This is a genomic window from Nocardia sp. bgisy134, from assembly GCF_965341865.1.
GTDB lineage: Bacteria > Actinomycetota > Actinomycetes > Mycobacteriales > Mycobacteriaceae > Nocardia.
In genome coordinates this window covers 152,629-166,817 of record NZ_CBDQZP010000016.1, presented here as the reverse complement: position 1 = coordinate 166,817, position 14,189 = coordinate 152,629, and the positions used below count along the sequence as shown (strand labels likewise).

Annotated in this window: 12 protein-coding genes and 1 pseudogene; 1 reads left to right on the top strand and 12 read right to left on the bottom strand. The window is 68.0% G+C overall.

The window, feature by feature from the left end:
• Positions 1-22: 22 nt before the first annotated feature.
• From ACRWNM_RS26365 to ACRWNM_RS26340, 6 genes and pseudogenes are all read right to left on the bottom strand, one after another.
• Complete coding sequence (locus tag ACRWNM_RS26365; RefSeq protein ID WP_431970775.1) at positions 23-736, bottom strand: hypothetical protein; 714 nt, start codon at positions 734-736, stop codon at positions 23-25.
• A 611-nt stretch (positions 737-1,347) separates the two neighbouring features.
• Positions 1,348-2,097: an IS701 family transposase gene (locus ACRWNM_RS26360; RefSeq protein WP_431970774.1), complete on the bottom strand. Its 750-nt coding sequence runs from the start codon at positions 2,095-2,097 to the stop codon at positions 1,348-1,350.
• Positions 2,094-2,249, bottom strand: coding sequence for a transposase (locus tag ACRWNM_RS26355; RefSeq protein WP_431970773.1), 156 nt, complete (start codon positions 2,247-2,249; stop codon positions 2,094-2,096). The genes ACRWNM_RS26360 and ACRWNM_RS26355 overlap by 4 nt, the downstream gene beginning before the upstream one ends.
• 44 nt (positions 2,250-2,293) lie before the next feature.
• Positions 2,294-3,956, bottom strand: a pseudogene (locus ACRWNM_RS26350) (ISAzo13 family transposase).
• A gap of 358 nt (positions 3,957-4,314) precedes the next feature.
• Entirely contained in the window at positions 4,315-4,905 is a 591-nt protein-coding gene (locus ACRWNM_RS26345) for a Uma2 family endonuclease (protein WP_431970771.1), read from the bottom strand.
• 221 nt (positions 4,906-5,126) lie between these two features.
• On the bottom strand, positions 5,127-6,137 hold the full coding sequence (locus ACRWNM_RS26340; protein ID WP_431970770.1) for an acyl-CoA dehydrogenase family protein: 1,011 nt from the start codon (positions 6,135-6,137) through the stop codon (positions 5,127-5,129).
• 295 nt (positions 6,138-6,432) lie between these two features.
• Between ACRWNM_RS26340 and ACRWNM_RS26335 the strand changes: the two genes are divergently transcribed.
• On the top strand, positions 6,433-7,464 hold the full coding sequence (locus tag ACRWNM_RS26335; protein WP_431970769.1) for a hypothetical protein: 1,032 nt from the start codon (positions 6,433-6,435) through the stop codon (positions 7,462-7,464).
• 170 nt (positions 7,465-7,634) lie between these two features.
• On the opposite strand, the gene ACRWNM_RS26330 is transcribed toward ACRWNM_RS26335, so the two are convergent.
• The 6 genes from ACRWNM_RS26330 to argC all read right to left on the bottom strand — a co-directional run bounded on the left by ACRWNM_RS26330 (position 7,635) and on the right by argC (position 13,757).
• Positions 7,635-8,147, bottom strand: coding sequence for an arginine repressor (locus ACRWNM_RS26330; RefSeq protein WP_431970768.1), 513 nt, complete (start codon positions 8,145-8,147; stop codon positions 7,635-7,637).
• A 188-nt stretch (positions 8,148-8,335) separates the two neighbouring features.
• Positions 8,336-9,277 (bottom strand): ornithine carbamoyltransferase, encoded by a 942-nt coding sequence (argF, locus tag ACRWNM_RS26325; protein ID WP_431970767.1) that lies wholly within the window; start codon positions 9,275-9,277, stop codon positions 8,336-8,338.
• Positions 9,278-9,353: 76 nt separating this feature from the next.
• Positions 9,354-10,553, bottom strand: a complete 1,200-nt coding sequence (locus ACRWNM_RS26320) for an acetylornithine transaminase (RefSeq protein ID WP_431970766.1) — start codon at positions 10,551-10,553, stop codon at positions 9,354-9,356.
• The gene (argB, locus tag ACRWNM_RS26315) at positions 10,550-11,476 is read right to left on the bottom strand and encodes an acetylglutamate kinase (RefSeq protein ID WP_431970765.1); all 927 of its coding nucleotides are present in this window, start codon (positions 11,474-11,476) and stop codon (positions 10,550-10,552) included. The genes ACRWNM_RS26320 and argB overlap by 4 nt, the downstream gene beginning before the upstream one ends.
• Positions 11,473-12,705: a bifunctional glutamate N-acetyltransferase/amino-acid acetyltransferase ArgJ gene (argJ, locus tag ACRWNM_RS26310; RefSeq protein WP_431970764.1), complete on the bottom strand. Its 1,233-nt coding sequence runs from the start codon at positions 12,703-12,705 to the stop codon at positions 11,473-11,475. The genes argB and argJ overlap by 4 nt, the downstream gene beginning before the upstream one ends.
• Positions 12,702-13,757: an N-acetyl-gamma-glutamyl-phosphate reductase gene (gene argC, locus ACRWNM_RS26305; RefSeq protein WP_431970763.1), complete on the bottom strand. Its 1,056-nt coding sequence runs from the start codon at positions 13,755-13,757 to the stop codon at positions 12,702-12,704. The genes argJ and argC overlap by 4 nt, the downstream gene beginning before the upstream one ends.
• Positions 13,758-14,189: the final 432 nt, after the last annotated feature.

Genomic DNA, 14,189 nt, shown 5'->3' with positions numbered 1-14,189 from the left:
GCTACCGATACTTCTTGGCCCATTACTGTCCTCGCGGCGTCTGCAATGAATTGATTACCTGAAGCGCTTCCGAGAACAAGCCACCTTGCGGGCCCGTTCCGCGCGCGGCCGAAGCCAGCACGTCCTCGTAGGCTTTGTCATACGCTTGCCGCACGGCCCAGGCTATGGTGCTTCCCCCGACGCTCTTTCCCCAGGCGATACCGACGGAGCAGTCGATGATCCCCGTGGAATCCAGCTCCACCCGCGCCGCGATGTCGTCGTCGACATCCTCGGTGCCGACGAATGTGGCCGGCCGCGCCTGCGTACCGCCACTCTCGATCGCCTGGAGGATCTCGTCGACCAGTTGGCCGGGAGCAACTGTCGGTCCGCGCAAGGGGCGCGGCGGCTCGATATCGGTGGGCGTCATATCTTCGATGTTCAGTGACTCGATCTTTGCCAGCAGCCCACTCTCGGCCACCGAATCCATCGAGCTCTCCAGCTGCCGCACCCGCGCATCCTGTACCGCGCGCAGCACCGCCGGGCCGATATCTTTGGGATCCAGCTTCTGCGCCCAGTTGTCCGAGACATCAATGGACAGCAATGCGCCCGATCGATCTATAGTCACCGTGACACAGTCGGTATTGTCGCGACCGGTCGCTTGTTCGGCACCCGCTTCCTGCGCCTCTTTCATGAGGCCCGAAAGGGTTTGCGCGAAGGCATGCAGCCGACCGAATGCGGTTGGCAGATCGTCTTTCATCGGTATCCTCTTGCCTTCCTATCGCAATACGCCGGACGATGATCGCCGCAAGCCCCCGGGTGATACATCGTTCGTAAATAACTACAGCACAATGCGATTCCGCTCCCATCCAGATCCCCTGTCGAGACAGGCTAACAGGGCGCGCTTCCCGACGCACACCCCCTCTACGCACAGCCCTCCCCGACATCCGACGTCCGCCGCGCAACGGTCGAGCGGCCGCCCGCGAGAAGGGTGCTGCCGGATCGCCACCGCGCGGGCGGACTCGCGCGCATCAGCGGGAGGGGTGCCGCGCCGGGGCACGGGGCCGAAAATGAATGATCATTCTTGCCAGATGAGCTCATTGTTCGAGGAATTGGTAGCGGTTGGCTATGAGGATCGCGCTTGTGCCAAAGTCGGAATTTATTGCCCAACTCAGTTTTTGCTGAGCAGAGTGACTCGGACCACTGCCAGCGGGACGCGGTGGCCGATCGGGTAGCCGGTGAAATGTGGATAAGTATTCCCAGGGGGAGGGCTCGATTATCGGTGTTCGTCATCAACTTCCTGCGCGGTGGTGCCGCGACGATGCGCAGAAGGTTATGACCGGGCTCTAATACTCCAGCCGGATTTCGTGATCATGGTGTGAGTTGGGATCGGCGCTGGTAGTGGCTGGTGGGGGCGCGGTGCTGGTGTCGGCGGCGCCAGGTGGACCAGTGCAGTCGGTGCCTGATCGTGTGGGCTGGCTGGATCAGTACCGCGTAGAGGTGACGAATCTCGTTGCGGATGAACGCGATCAACCCGTCGCTGGGTCTTTCCAGCTCGCGTTGACCGGCGGCGAGGATGGACAGGAAGGCGTAGGCAAGTATGGCCAGCAGCGTCCAGCGGTGCCAAGACCGCCAGTGCCTGACCTGATGCTGGTCGAGCCCGGTCAGGCCCTTGGCGGTCTGGAAATTCTCCTCGATCGACCACCTGCGACCAGCGACTTTCACCAGTTGGGCCAGGGTCACCGGGCCGGGTGCCCAGCACCGGTAGAACACCAACTCCCCGCTGTGCTGGTTGCGGCGCACCAGCAGCCACCGGCAGCCGGTCGTGTGCTTGTCGTCGTCGCCGGCGATCTCGATCCATGCCCAGTCATAGATCCGCGGCCCTTTGGCACCGTCGCTGGCCGAGCGCGGCTGCCAGGCCCGTTTCGGCAGCCCGGCTGTCAGGATGTCGGCGCGGATCTTCCCGGTAGCGGTGGTGACCCGATGACTACAACTGATCGCGAGAACATAACCAACGCTGCGGGTTTCGATTGCCTTCCGCAGCTTCGGGTCGTTGCCGTAAACCTCGTCCCCGGCCACCCACCGCGCCGGGTTCCCGGCATCGAGGGCATCGGTGATCAAGCGCTCGCAAGCACCGGTTTCGTGCGGAAATGCACATCCTCGGGTACGCCAGCCTCGTCGCGGCGGTCCGGGTCACCGGCCCACGACTGCGGCAGATACAACGCCCGATCCAGGAACGCGTGCCCAGTGCAGGTGGCATCCGTGAGGAACACCGCGACCTGGCAATTCTCGATCCGGCCCGGGGCTTGTCCGTAAATTACTGTTGGAGTTGATCTTGGGTTGGGTGGCGATTGTGAGGCGTGCCTGTAGCTGCTCGAGGGTGCGGGCGGGAGATCCGGGCATCGGTGAGACGTCGATCCGGTGCAGGTCCAGTATCCGGTGGCCGTCGCGGAACTGGTTGGACAGATTGGTGCGCGTGATGCCGAGTAGTTGGGCCAGCAGCGTGCTGGTGGCGGCTCTTCGCCGCCGCAGCAAGGCTGTCAGGAGCCGGTGGAAATGGTCGACGCTGCTGGTTTGCGGATGCAGATAGCCGCGGGGGCGGTGGAAGCGACGTTGGAAGGCCGCTTCTGCCAGCGCGTCCCAATACGGTTCCGAGACCGCTGCCAGGTGCGCGAAGTCCGCTCGAGACATACCGGTCAGAGCCGGATCGGTGAGCATGTCGGTCACGGCGGGATCGAGCCTGCGGTGGGTCGGGGCTTGCTCGGCCGGGCGCGGCGCGCAGGGGGCCACGCTGTAGTTCCAGTCGCCGCGGAAGGCGTCGGGTGTGATTGGCAGGGCGTGGAACTCGGCGGAGGTGCCGGTGCCGCCGAGTGGGTAACTGCTGGTGTCCAAGTCGGCGCCGATGGTCAATCCGGTGCTCGTTGTTGTCGCGGCGATGGTCTCGATGACGACCTGATAACTGGTCAGCGGTCGGCCGCGCCAATTGGCGGTGATGTGGCAGAACATCCGGTGCTCGATCTTGTTCCACTTCGAAGTTCCGGGAGGGTAGTGGCAGACCATGATCTCCAAGCCGCTGTCGATGGCGAAGGCGTGCAGGTGCTTCTTCCATGTCCAGCGGCGGGGGTCGTTGCAGCCACCGGCGTCCGCGGTGATCAGCAGCCGGGTCGCGTCCGGGTAGCTGCTGCCGCCCGCAGCGCCGCCACCAGCGGCGGATGGATTCCACCGCGAATTCGGCAGTTTCGTGGTCGGTTCCGACGTTGACCCAGCCGGTGTTGGTGGCGATGTCATAGATCCCGTAGGGGATGGCCACCGGCTGATCGTCGGTGACGAAGGTGTGGCAGTCCACCTTGATCGGGTTCTTGCCCGGGCGCCAGGTGCGTCCGGGACGGTCGCGGTTGCCGATCCACTCCTTGGCCTTGGTATCGACGCTGATGACCGGCTGTCCGGCGTCGAGGAGGGCGGTGGCGGTCGCGTTGATGTGTGCGAACTGCGCGTCGCGGTCTGGATGGCAGGCGCCTTCGTTGATTTTGGCAGTGCCTTGCAGACGGTATCCCTGTGCGTGCAGCAGGTGCCCGACTGTCGTGGCGCCGACCGGGTGTCCCTGGTCGGTCAGCGCCGCAGCCAAGGTGCGCAGCGACAGCGTGGTCCAGCGCAGCGCAGAAACCGGACGCCGCGCGTATGCGGCTCAATGAGTGCCTCCAACGCCGGCAGCAGGCCAATGTCGGTCACCACCAGCGGCTTGCGACCGGCGCCCGGAGCCCGGACGCGTTGGGGCGGTGCGGGATTCGCAGTCAGTTTGCAGATGCCGCGCGTGACGGTAGCGGTGCTGGCGCCGGAGGCGGCGGCCACCACGGTAATCCGCCGTGGCCCATCGCAATCGCCTCGCTGGCCAGGTAGAGCCGACGACGGCGTTCATCCAGATGCGGCAGGAGCCGTTCGAACTTGACCCGCAACTCGGCAGCGGATAGACAATCTCGCAGACGACACATACCCAAGTTTCCCGCTGCCACCCGGCACGTCGACCCAAAGATCAACTCCGACAGTAATTTACGGACAAGCCCCGAGTGTGCCCGAATACTGCCGGGCCACGCACGGCCCGCGCCGACGGGGATCGAACAGTGCGATCCCGGCCCTGCCGGTCACGCCGACCGAGCATCACCTGCGACGAAGTACCAGAGGCGATCGTCCGTGCACGCTACGACACCACGGAGCAGCGACCGCCCCCGATGTCGAAGGTGAAAAGCCGAATTACGAGCAGCAACCGGACTCGCGAGCGGCGAGGCCGCGGCCAGCGGGCGGATTTTGCGATTCCGCGCCCAGGGGTTGAGCGGCTGGTCGCTACGGTTGTTCCAGTACGTCGAATGGAACGGTCGCCTCGACCGGGTCGTCGAGGAGCAGTACACGTCGGTGGACCGTGTGGGCAGCGTAGCGGCGACCGGACCAGTCGAGACGGTATTCCTCGATCTCTTCGATGCGTTCTTCCTTCTGGTCCAGCCGGACGATCAGGTACCGAGGAATTCCTGCCGTTGCGTATTGAATTCGCTTGTCGTTGATATCGGCATCGATGGTCGACTCGGAGGTGAACTCGACCACCAGCAGGATGTGCTCACGCACGGTGTCGACGTCGTAGGGTTCGGTGTCCCGGATCCAGATATCGGGGTAGCGGATGTTCAACCGCCGATCCACTGTTGCGGATTCCGCGTCGGCGAATCGTGCGGCAACGTCGGAGTCCACCACCATGCACGGCCCGCCGTCGCGCCGGGCTGCCTCCAGCATCCCTGCCAGTCGCCGGACCACGCGGCTGTGCGCCGGGCTCTGAGCCACCAGCCGGACCACGCGCCCATCGACGATCTCGATGTCACCGAGCTCGGCAGTCGCCCCTTCGGCGAACTCCTCGGCCGTCACACGCAGCTCGTCGGGAGCGCTCATACCGGACATCATTGCAGTTCGAACCGGACTCGACCACGGACCCGGCTTTCGTGGTTGTCCCGCCTGTGCTGATTGGCGTCGGGCCTCCCCAGGGCTCCGCTATCCGAGCTGTCTCGGTCGACATGCTCGACACCGGGCTCGATGTGCCCGCGGTCGCGAACTCGGTGTTCGCGGAAGCGGTGCCCACCAGCACGAAGTACTGACAGATGATCGGTCGCGGCTCAACCGAGGTCGGCCGGACGCAAGCGGTCCAGCAGCGCGTCCTTGATCGGTTCGCGGGTGGTGCAGACGAGTGCGAAGCTCGCCTGCCGCATCAGTCGCTCGGCGGTGGTGTGGGCGAGGGTGGCGCGGCTGCCTGTCGCGACGACGCCCGCGGCCGCGGCGAGCACCGCCGCTTGCGCGATGTCGGCGCGCAAGGCGTAGGTCGCTTCGGCATCGCCCATCACGGTGGCGAATCGCTCGCGCAGCGCGGCGTATCGGTCGTCGTGGGCATCAATTCCGAGTCCCTTCAGCTCGCGCACACAGCGCGACAGCACGCCGAGGGCGAGTGCGCCGTTGATCCAGTCGGTGAGGCTGCCACGGCCGGAATGGAACTCGTCGAGCGATTTCACCCCGAGGACGTTCTCGTCGGGCACGAACGCCCGCTCGAAGGTGATCCGCACGGTGGCGCTGGCATCCGCGGCGATCAGCGGGATTCGCTCGACCGCGACGCCCTCCAGGTCCCGCGTCGGAACCAGCACCGTCGCAACGGATTCCGAGCCGTTTCCGGTGGTGCGCACCGACACGACCACCGCGTCGACGTACTCCCATCCGGTGACGAACGGCGCGGTGCCGCTGATCGCCATGCCGCCGTCGACGGCTTCGGCGAACAGCGTCGGCGCCGACCGAGCGCCCGCGTACGACACACCGCACCGGTACGTCCCTGCCGTCATTCGCGCCAGATAGCGCTCGCGCAGGGCGGCATTGTCGGCGACCGCGACCGCGCGCAACGCGCCCAGATGCTGCGCCCACACGAAACCCGTTGCCAGACAACCGCCGATGAGGGTCGCGGCAGTGTCGATCAGCGTGCCGGGCGTCATCCCCGCCGAGAGCGGGAACCCATAGAACCCGCCTTCCGCGAGCGCGTCGAAATGGCTCGCCGGAATCACCCCGCTGCGATCCACCTCCCCGGCGGCGCGATCGAGGACCTCCTCGACCAACAACTCCGCTGCACGCACCCAGTTCTCGACCATTCGCCCACTTTCCGGTCACGCCATTGATCAAGGCGCCCAACGATCTTCGCGACGCCCCGATGCTACGTGCCCGCGGCGAATGCGGCCGGGCGGCGACAACCGCCGACCGTCAGGCGAGTTGCCCCATTCTCGATTCCGCACAACCGCCGCGGTGATCGGACGGCAGAATGGCCCCGATCGAGCCTGGCAGACCGCGGTGCACGGAGAGCGCGGCGGGCGATCACTTCGGCTCGGCGGTGCTAGATTTTTGTGAATGCGTTTCAGGACAAGGCTAATCGGGGGTGTGGGCCTTGCGGTGGCTGTCGGGATTTTCGTCAGCGGCTGCGCCTCTCCCCGGCACGCGACGACGTTCCCGACCACCTCGACCACGACTCCGACCACGACCGACCCCGCCACGAACCCGTATGCCGACGTCGGCCCCGGTTCGTATCGAATTCTGGCGAGCCTGGAGACCATCGACGATCCGCAGAGTGTCGCGATCGATTCCGGGCTTGGGCATGCCTACATCACCAGCAGCGCGGACGAGTCGGTGTACATCGTCGATACGGCCACCCAGAGGGTTACCGGCACTGTAGAGATCGGGGTGCCCACGACAAGCCTCCAGCCGATGGCGATCGACCCGGCCACTCATCTGGTCTACCTGATCCTGAACGGCTCGGATCGTGAGTTGGTGATCATCGATCCGAATACCCGGTCCGTCATCGACAAGATCGAGGCGGGCGGCGACCACAGCGCCGTCACCATCGACCCCGAGCGCCACATCGTGTACGTCGCCAACCGCTACCACCGGACCGTGACCGCGATCGATACCGGTACCCGGGCCATCGTCGCGACCATCCCGGTCGGCGGCGAGCCGACCGCAGTGGCGGTCGACCCGAACTCCCACCAGCTCTGGGTCGTCACCAAGAACGGCGTCACCGTCGTCGACCCCGGCACCTACACCGTGAGTGCGACGATCCCGGTGGATGGTTCACCGCAGGGCATCGCCATCGCCGCGGCCTCGCGCACCGCCTACGTCACCCGCATGGAAGGGCACTCGGTGACGCTCATCGATACCGAAAAACGCACTGCCGCAGGCAAGATAGAGCTGGGAATGGACGTTTCCCTCGGCGTGGCGATCGATCCCACCGAGCACACCGTGTACGTCACCTCCGGTGCGTTCGAAAGTGTCACGATGATCGACACCATTGTCCGCAAAGTCACCGCCTCGCGCCGCTTGGCAAAGTCCCCCTCCTGCACGGAGGGCATCGCTGTGGACACGACAACTCATCACGTCTATGTCACTTGCGAATCGGACCGAACCGTGCGGGTCCTCGCACCCGAGTGAGTAGTCCTGGTCGGTCACGCCACCGGTCACCGTCGGTCACGAGCTGCGACGCCGGACGCAATCGTTCGACAACAGGAGAAGTACGTGGCGGCGGACCGGTACGGCTCGCCGACCCCGGGAGGTCCGGGTGCTGACCATCGAGACCTGCCCGGTGAGTCGAGCGACCCCGCTTACGCGAGTTGTTCTATGCGGGTGGCCAGTTCGGCCCCGGTGAGGGGCTCGCGGGCGATGACGGCGATGGTGTCGTCGCCCGCGATGGTGCCCACGACGTAAGGCAGGGCAGCACGGTCGAGGGCGCTGGCCAGGTAGTGCGCGGCGCCCGGCGGGGTGCGCAGGACGGCGATGTTGCCGCTGGCGTCGGTCGAGACGAGCAGATCGCCGAGCAGCTTCGAGAGGCGGTCGGTGCCGCCGGTCACGCCGCGGACGGGGCTGCCGTCCTCGGGCACCACGTAGACGCCCGCGCCGCCGTCGGCCGCGCGCAGCTTCACCGCGCCCAGCTCGTCGAGGTCACGCGACAGGGTCGCCTGAGTGGTCTCGATGCCTTCGGCGGACAGCAGCGCGGCCAGTTCGGTCTGGCTGCGCACCGAGTGCGCGGACAGCAGTTCGACGATGCGCGACTGCCGTCCGGCGCGGGTTCGGGCGATCGCGGGACCTTTGCCAGGCACCGTCGCGTCGACACTCATGCCTGCACCTCGCTGACGCCCGGTTCCAGCATGCGTGTCGCACGCTGGCACATGATTCGCTCACTGCGTTCGCTCATGCCCGCACCTCGCCGATGCTCGGCTCCGGTATGCGCGAGGCGCGGGCACGTGATTCGCTACCGCGTTCGCTCATCGTCGCCCCTCCCGCACCGGCACGGTACGTCGCCCGATCACGCCGCACCGCCGCGTCTGGCCAGCAGCCACACCAGCAGCGCCTTCTGCGCGTGCAGGCGGTTCTCCGCCTCGTCCCAGACCACGCTGTGCGGTCCGTCGAGCACCTCGTCGGTGATCTCCTCGCCGCGATGCGCCGGAAGGCAGTGCAGCACGACGACGTCCGGCTTGGCATTGGCCAGCAGCGCGTCGTCGAGCCGGAACGGGCGGAACGGGCCCACCCGGTCCAGTCCGTCGTTCTCCTGGCCCATGGAGGTCCAGGTGTCGGTGACCAGCGCGTCCGCGCCCGCCGCGGCGGCCACCGGGTCGCCGGTGACGGTGATCGTCGCCCCGGTCTCGGCGGCCCGCTTGCGCGCGTCCTCCAGAATCCACGGCAGCGGCTCGAAACCCGCAGGCGCGGCGATGGTCACGTTCAACCCGGCGGTGACGCCGCCGAGCAGCAGCGAGTGCGCCATGTTGTTCGCGCCGTCGCCGAAGTAGGCGAGGTTGCGCCCGGTCAGATCGCCCTTGCGTTCCCGCAGGGTGAGCAGGTCGGCGAGCACCTGGCAGGGGTGGAACTCGTTGGACAGCGCGTTCACCACCGGAACCGTTGCCGCCGAGGCCATTTCGTCCAAGCGGACCTGCTCGAAGGTGCGCCAGACGATGGCGTCGACATAGCGGGAGAGCACCCGGCCGGTGTCGGCGAGGGTCTCCTCGCGCCCGAGCTGGGTGTCGCGGCCGTCCACCACCACGGCGTGTCCGCCGAGCTGGGCGATGCCCATCTCGAAGGAGAAGCGGGTGCGGGTGGAGTTCTTCTCGAAGATCACCCCGACACCCCGCGGGCCCTCCAGGGGGCGGTGCGCGAACGGGTTCTTCTTGAGCTCCGCCGCCAGCGTGAGGATTTCGGCCTGCTCGGCGGGCGAGACGTCGTCGTCGCGCAGGAAGTGCCGCAGCTCGCTCATGCCTGCGCCTCGCTGCCGCTCGGCTCCGGCATGCGCGGGGCGCGCTGGCACATGATTCGCTCACTTCGTTCGCTCATTACCGGGCCTCCTTCGCGTCCGCCGCGGCGCCGTCCAGTATCTCCGGCAGGTCGGCGACGAAATTGTCCGACTGGGTCTCGGTGAGCACCAGCGGGGGCGCCAGCCGGATGACATTCGGCTTGGGCGCGTTCACCAAGTACCCCGCTTCCCGCGCCCGCGCCTCGACCTGTGCCGAAACGTCCTGGGTGAGCACGACTCCCAGCAGCAGGCCGGCGCCGCGCACGTGATCGATCAGCGGGTGCTCGAGCAGTTCGATGCCGTCGCTGAGCCGCTTGCCGACCGACTCGACGTGGGCGAGCAGATCGGTCTCGTCGATGGTGCGCAGCACCGCGAGCGCCGCCGCGGCGCACACCGGGTTGCCGCCGAACGTGGTGCCGTGCAGGCCGGGCGTGAGCAGCTCGGCCGCCCGGCCGTTGGCCAGCACCGCGCCGATCGGCAGACCACCGCCGAGCCCCTTGGCCAGCGTGATCACGTCGGGCACGATGCCGACGGCCTGGTGCGCGTAGAACTTTCCGGTGCGGCCGATGCCGGTCTGCACCTCGTCGAGCACCAGCAGCGCGCCGTGCCGCGCGGTGATCTCGCGCGCCTTGACCAGGTAGTCGATCGGCGGGACCACCACGCCGCTCTCCCCCATCATGGGTTCGAGGAACACCGCGGCGGTCTCGTCGTCGACCGCCGCCTCCAGCGCGGCCGCGTCGCCGTAGGGCACGTGCACCACGCCGGGCGGCATGGGCTCGAACGGCGCCCGCTTGGACGGCTGGCCGGTGAGCGCCAGCGCGCCCATGGTGCGGCCGTGGAACGCCTCCTCGCAGGCGACGATCTTGTGCCGCCCGGTCAGCCGGGCGATCTTGAACGCCGCCTCGTTGGCCTCGGTGCCCGAGTTGCAGAAGAACGCCTTGCCCTCGCCGTCGCCGAAGTGCGCGAGCAGCCGCTCGGCCAGTTCGACGACCGGTTCGCTGACATACAGATTCGAGACGTGACCGAGGGTGCCCAGCTGCTGGGTGACCGCGGCGAGGATCGCCGGGTGGGCGTGGCCGAGGCTGTTGACCGCGATACCGCCGAGGAAATCGACGTAGCGCTTGCCGTCCGCGTCGTAGACCACGGCGCCCGCGCCGCGCACCAGCGCGACCCTCGGCGTGCCGTAGTTGTTCATCATCGCGGCGGACCACCGCTGCTGCAATTCGTCGACAGTACTCATGATTTCGTTCCGTTCGGTGCGCCGGTCCCAGCCGGGACGGGCGTCACCATCGTTCCGATTCCTTCTCCGGTGAACAGCTCGAGCAGGACCGAGTGCGGGACCCGTCCGTCGATCACGTGCGCGGTCGGCACACCGCCGAGCACGGCGCGCAAGCAGGCTTCCATCTTGGGCACCATGCCCGCATCCAGGCTCGGCAGCAAGGCGGCCAGCTCGTGGGCGTCGATGTGGCTGGTCAGCGAGGACCGGTCGGGCCAGTCGGTGTACAGGCCCTCCACGTCGGTGAGCACCACGAGTTTCTCCGCGCCGATGCCCTCGGCGAGCGCGGCCGCCGCGGTGTCGGCGTTGATGTTGTGCACCACGCCGTCGGCGTCGGGGGCGATGGTGGAGACCACCGGGATGCGTCCGGCTCCGATCAGATCGAGCACCGCCTCCGGGTTGACCTCGGTGACGTCGCCGACCAGGCCGATGTCGGTCGCCTCGCCGTCCACGTCGACGGTGCGCCGCGTCGCGGTGAACAGTCCGGCGTCCTCGCCGGAGATGCCGACCGCGTAGGGCCCGTGCGCGTTGATCAGCCCGACCAGCTCGCGGCCGACCTGACCGAACAGCACCATCCGCACCACGTCCATCACCTCGGGCGTGGTGACGCGGAAGCCGCCGCGGAATTCCCCTTGCAGGCCAAGCCTTTTCAGCATCGCGCTGATCTGCGGGCCGCCGCCGTGCACCACCACGGGATGCACGCCGACGGTGCGCAGGAACGCCATGTCCGCGGCGAAGGCGCGCTTGAGCTCGTCGTCGATCATGGCGTTGCCGCCGTACTTCACCACGACGATCTTGTCGCGGAACTTCTGCAACCAGGGCAGTGCGTCGGCCAGGACGTGCGCCTTGTCCAGCGCCGAGAGTTCGTGAATCGCCGGACTCGTCATGAGCTGTAGGCCGAATTCTCTTCGACGTAACCGTGCGACAGGTCGGTGGTGCGGACCACGGCCGTGCCGTCACCGACGTTCAGCTCGACGAGCACGGCGATGTCCGCGCCGGACAGGTCCACCTGGCGCGCGCCCGGCGCGCCGACGCTGTCGACGCAGACCGGATTCCCGTTGAACGACACCGAGATCCGGTTCGGGTCCAGCGTGATCGGCGCGATGCCGACCGCGGCGAGCACCCGGCCCCAGTTCGGGTCCGAGCCGAACAGCGCGGTCTTGACCAGGCTGTCGCGGGCCACCGCGCGCGCCGCGATCAGCGCCTGCTCCTCGTCGACCGCGCCGGTGACGGTGATCGTCACCCGCTTGGTGACGCCCTCGGCGTCGGCCATCAGCTGGGCGGCCAGGTCGTCGCAGACCGCGAGCACCGCGGCGTCGAGCTCCTCCTGCGACGGGGTGACCTCACTGGCGCCGTTGGCCAGCAACAGCACGGTGTCGTTGGTGGAACAGGAGCCGTCCACGTCGAGCCGGTCGAAGGTGAGCCGGGTGGCGTTGCGCAGCGCCTTGTCGAGCTGTTCGGCGCTCACCGCGGCGTCGGTGGTCAGCACGACCAGCATGGTGGCCAGCGAGGGCGCGAGCATGCCCGCGCCCTTGGCCATGCCGCCCACGTTCCACTTGTCGCGGTGGTGGAAGGCGGCCTCCTTGGGCACGGTGTCGGTGGTCATGATGGCGTAAGCCGCGTCGGCGCCACCGGACATGCCGCCGCCCATCTCGTGCACGATCTCGGTGATACCGGGCAGCAGCTTGTCCATCGGCAGCCGATCGCCGATCAAACCCGTCGAGCAGACGGCGATTTCGCCCGCGCCGGTCTCGGTGCCCCAGTTGCTCAGCGCCTCGGCGAGCTTCTCGGCGGTCTGGTGGGTGTCCTGGAAGCCGCCGGGACCGGTGCAGGCGTTGGCCCCGCCGGAATTGAGGACCACGGCGCGCAACCTGCCGGACTTCAGCACCTGCTGGGACCACAGCACCGGCGCGGCCTTGACCTGGTTGCGGGTGAAAACCCCGGCAGCGGCGTATTCCGGGCCCTCGTTGAAGACCAGCGCCAGATCGGGTTTGCCGCTCGCCTTGATACCCGCCGCGATGCCCGCGGCGCGGAAGCCGAGCGGCGCGGTCACGCCCTGGCTGCGGACGAGTTTGCCGTTCGCGCTCTCGGTCGAGGTCCCAGCGGTTGTCGTCACGGTGCCACTCCTACGGTGGTGAGGCCCTCGGTCTCGTCGAATCCGACGGCCAGGTTCATGGATTGGACCGCGGCGCCCGCGGTGCCCTTGGTCAGGTTGTCGATCGCGCCGATCACCACGAGCTGTCCCGCGTCGGCGTCCACCGCGACCTGCAGGGTGACGGCGTTGGAGCCGAGCACCGAACCGGTCTGCGGGAGCACGCCTTCGGGCAGCAGATGCACGAAAGGCTCGTCGGCGTAGGCCTTCTCGTAGACGGCGCGGGCCTGCGCGGCGTCCACCGCGGTCGGCGCGGTGCAGGTGGCGAGGATGCCGCGCGGCATCGGGGCGAGGACCGGGGTGAACGACACCGCGACGTCCACGCCGCCCGCGGCCTTCAGGTTCTGCGCGATCTCCGGGGTGTGCCGGTGCGCGCCCGCGATGTTGTAGGCGCGGGCCGAACCCATCACCTCCGAGCCGAGCAGGCCGACGTCCAGTTTGCGGCCCGCGCCCGAGGTGCCGCTCACCGCGACCACCGTCACCTGAGGCTCGATGATCCCGGCGGCCACGGCGGGCGCCATGGCCAGGCTCGCGACGGTCGGGTAGCAGCCGGGCACCGCGATCCTGGTCGCGCCGCGCAGCGCGTCCCGCCCGCCGGGCAGTTCCGGCAGGCCGTAGGGCCAGCTGCCGGCGTGCGCGCTGCCGTAGTACTTCTCCCAGGCGGCGGCGTCGCGGAGGCGGTAGTCCGCGCCGCAGTCGATGATCACGGTGGATTCGGGCAACGCCTGCGCGATGGCGGCGGACTGGCCGTGCGGCAGGCCGAGGAAGACCACGTCGTGGCCTGCCAGTTCGTCGGCGGTGGTCGGGGCGAGCACCCGGTCGGCCAGCGGCAGCAGATGTGGCTGGTGCTCGCCCAGGGTGGTTCCGGCGTTCGAACCCGCGGTCAGCGCCCCGATCTCGAGGCGCCCGGCTCGGTAGCGTGGATGCCCGAGCAGCAGGCGCAGCACCTCGCCGCCCGCGTACCCGCTCGCACCGGCAACAGCAACCCGCAACGGGGGCGCATCCGAATCAGCCATGAAATGATTATGCACGACTATGCAATCCCATTCATGGACGGGGTGCGACAAGCGTTCGAACTCGCGGTGCCGAGCGCCCCACCGACGGGGCGGGCAGCGGGCCGACCGGCACCCTCGCCACCGCGATGAACAGCCCGAACGACACCCACAGCACTGTGTTACCCAGCACGGCCGAAAAATCGACCCGATTCTGGAAACCCGACGAAGATCGGATCGAGAACGCCGGAGCCGATGGTCTCCAGCCTGGAGTGGGCCTCGGGGTAGCCGCTGGTGCGGCTGCGAGCGCCGGCTGCGCTAGTGAGCGGGCGGAGTCCGGGACCACGATACCGGCGTCTCCCAGATGGTGCACCCGGCCTGAGCAGCAGCGCGAGACGAAACGAAGCAGCGCGAGACGACGTGGGCCGGGGCAGCGCAAGACAACGCAGGACCGGG

Excerpts from the sequence above, each read along its gene's own strand:
- ACRWNM_RS26365 (WP_431970775.1), bottom strand. The coding sequence starts at position 736 with ATGAAAGACGATCTGCCAACCGCATTCGGTCGGCTGCATGCCTTCGCG.
- ACRWNM_RS26345 (WP_431970771.1), bottom strand. The coding sequence starts at position 4,905 with ATGAGCGCTCCCGACGAGCTGCGTGTGACGGCCGAGGAGTTCGCCGAA.
- ACRWNM_RS26340 (WP_431970770.1), bottom strand. The coding sequence starts at position 6,137 with ATGGTCGAGAACTGGGTGCGTGCAGCGGAGTTGTTGGTCGAGGAGGTC.
- ACRWNM_RS26330 (WP_431970768.1), bottom strand. The coding sequence starts at position 8,147 with ATGAGTGTCGACGCGACGGTGCCTGGCAAAGGTCCCGCGATCGCCCGA.
- argF (WP_431970767.1), bottom strand. The coding sequence starts at position 9,277 with ATGAGCGAGCTGCGGCACTTCCTGCGCGACGACGACGTCTCGCCCGCC.
- ACRWNM_RS26320 (WP_431970766.1), bottom strand. The coding sequence starts at position 10,553 with ATGAGTACTGTCGACGAATTGCAGCAGCGGTGGTCCGCCGCGATGATG.
- argB (WP_431970765.1), bottom strand. The coding sequence starts at position 11,476 with ATGACGAGTCCGGCGATTCACGAACTCTCGGCGCTGGACAAGGCGCAC.
- argC (WP_431970763.1), bottom strand. The coding sequence starts at position 13,757 with ATGGCTGATTCGGATGCGCCCCCGTTGCGGGTTGCTGTTGCCGGTGCG.